This is a genomic window from Acinetobacter sp. ABJ-A23_2 (genome assembly GCF_044538765.1).
Lineage (GTDB): Bacteria > Pseudomonadota > Gammaproteobacteria > Pseudomonadales > Moraxellaceae > Acinetobacter > Acinetobacter nosocomialis_A.
Genome location: NZ_JBIUCP010000099.1, coordinates 1 through 2,017, shown reverse-complemented (window position 1 = coordinate 2,017; position 2,017 = coordinate 1). Strand labels below are relative to the sequence as shown.

The following is a 2,017-nucleotide window of genomic DNA, read 5'->3' as shown; positions in this document are numbered from 1 at the left end:
CAAACAGTAACTGCGACAGCAACCGACCCTGCAGGCAATACCTCATTGCCAGGTTCAGGTACAGTCTCTGCAGACATTACGGCACCTGTGGTTGCGCTAGATGATGTGTTGACGAATGACAGCACACCTGCGCTGACCGGTACAGTGAATGATCCGACTGCGACTGTGGTGGTGACTGTAGATGGCACAGACTATCCAGCAGTCAATAACGGCAACGGTACCTGGACGCTTGCAGACAATACGCTTCCAGTGTTGACCGATGGTCCACATACAGTAACTGTGACAGCGACCGACCCTGCAGGTAATGTGGGTACAACAGGTGCAGTGGTGACTATCGATACCACAGCACCAAATGCACCGGTTCTTGATCCAATCAATGCGACTGATCCAGTGACAGGTACAGCAGAAGCGGGATCAACCGTGACTGTGAGCTTCCCTGATGGCACAACAGCAACTGTAGTTGCAGGTCCTGATGGTAAATGGACAGTGCCAAACCCAGGTGACTTGACTGATGGTCAAACAGTAACTGCGACAGCAACCGACCCTGCAGGCAATACTTCATTGCCAGGTTCAGGTACAGTCTCTGCAGACATTACGGCACCTGTGGTTGCGCTAGATGATGTGTTGACGAATGACAGCACACCTGCGTTAAGCGGTACAGTGAATGATCCGACTGCGACTGTGGTGGTGACTGTAGATGGCACAGACTATCCAGCAGTCAATAACGGCAACGGTACCTGGACGCTTGCAGACAATACGCTTCCAGTGTTGACCGATGGACCGCATACGGTAACTGTGACAGCGACCGACCCTGCAGGTAATGTGGGGATAACAGGTGCAGTGGTGACTATCGATACCACAGCACCAAATGCACCGGTTCTTGATCCAATCAATGCGACTGATCCAGTGACAGGTACAGCAGAAGCGGGATCAACCGTGACTGTGAGCTTCCCTGATGGCACAACAGCAACTGTAGTTGCAGGTCCTGATGGTAAATGGACAGTGCCAAACCCAGGTGACTTGACTGATGGCCAAACAGTAACTGCGACAGCAACCGACCCTGCAGGCAATACCTCATTGCCAGGTTCAGGTACAGTCTCTGCAGACATTACGGCACCTGTGGTTGCGCTAGATGATGTGTTGACGAATGACAGCACACCTGCGTTAAGCGGTACAGTGAATGATCCGACTGCGACTGTGGTGGTGACTGTAGATGGCACAGACTATCCAGCAGTCAATAACGGCAACGGTACCTGGACGCTTGCAGACAATACGCTTTCAGTGTTGACCGATGGTCCACATACAGTAACTGTGACAGCGACCGACCCTGCAGGTAATGTGGGTACAACAGGTGCAGTGGTGACTATCGATACCACAGCACCAAATGCACCGGTTCTTGATCCAATCAATGCGACTGATCCAGTGACAGGTACAGCAGAAGCGGGATCAACCGTGACTGTGAGCTTCCCTGATGGCACAACAGCAACTGTAGTTGCAGGTCCTGATGGTAAATGGACAGTGCCAAACCCAGGTGACTTGACTGATGGCCAAACAGTAACTGCGACAGCAACCGACCCTGCAGGCAATACTTCATTGCCAGGTTCAGGTACAGTCTCTGCAGACATTACTGCACCTGTGGTTGCGCTAGATGATGTATTGACGAATGACAGCACACCTGCGCTGACCGGTACAGTGAATGATCCGACTGCGACTGTGGTGGTGACTGTAGATGGGGTGGACTATCCAGCAGTCAATAACGGCAACGGTACCTGGACGCTTGCAGACAATACGCTTCCAGTGTTGACCGATGGTCCACATACAGTAACTGTGACAGCGACTGACCCTGCAGGTAATGTGGGGATAACAGGTGCAGTGGTGACTATCGATACCACAGCACCGACAGTTGCGTTAAGTGATGTAACCACCAATGACAGTACACCTGCATTAACCGGTACAGTGAACGATCCAACAGCGACTGTTGTGGTGACTGTAAATGGTGTGGAGTATCCAGCGGTCA

Annotated in this window: 1 protein-coding gene; it reads left to right on the top strand. The window is 52.0% G+C overall.

Annotation, left to right across the window (positions count from 1 at the left end):
* On the top strand, positions 1-2,017 hold a 2,017-nt coding region (locus tag ACH63V_RS17960), incomplete at both ends, for an Ig-like domain-containing protein (protein ID WP_396464306.1).